Raw genomic sequence first — 614 nt, forward strand, 5'->3', positions numbered from 1 at the left:
GCAAGAGCATCGTTTGACGTCAGTTCATTTTGGGTCGCGCAAGGGAATGCGGCGTCAGCTTGATATCGCCATACAGCGTGCCCTTCATTAGGATAGTCACCCAACGGCGTATACTCTGCTTCAGCGTAAGTGTCTAAATACTCTTCTAAACTTGCTCTTTTCACTTCTTTTAGTTGCTTGAGGAGCTGCAGATCAATACCGTGTTCATGATAAATCGTGCCTCTAGAATCGCTGCATGTTACTGGGGTTGCTCTCATGTGGTATAGCTTTTCAATTGCATAGATAGCGACGTTACCTGCGCCAGAAACGAGGCAAGTTTTGCCTTTTAGTGAATCATTACGGTCATTGAGCATGCATTCCGCAAAATATACGGTTCCGTATCCCGTTGCTTCTTTTCTAACAAGTGAGCCCCCCCAAAGAAGGCTCTTGCCTGTAAGTACTCCTTCGTAGCGGCCTGTCAATCGTTTATATTGACCAAACATATAACCAATTTCACGCGCACCGACGCCGATATCGCCAGCAGGAACATCGGTAACGGGACCAATGTGGCGGTATAACTCGTTCATAAATGATTGGCAAAATCGCATGATTTCACCGTCAGATTTTCCTTTAGG

1 protein-coding gene is annotated in these 614 nt (G+C 46.1%); it reads right to left on the minus strand.

The window, feature by feature from the left end:
- The coding region (locus ACWYVB_RS24145) for a Glu/Leu/Phe/Val dehydrogenase dimerization domain-containing protein (RefSeq protein WP_457530444.1) at positions 1-614 on the minus strand (614 nt) is incomplete at both ends.

It is taken from the genome of Vibrio sp. JZG10 (genome assembly GCF_054064075.1).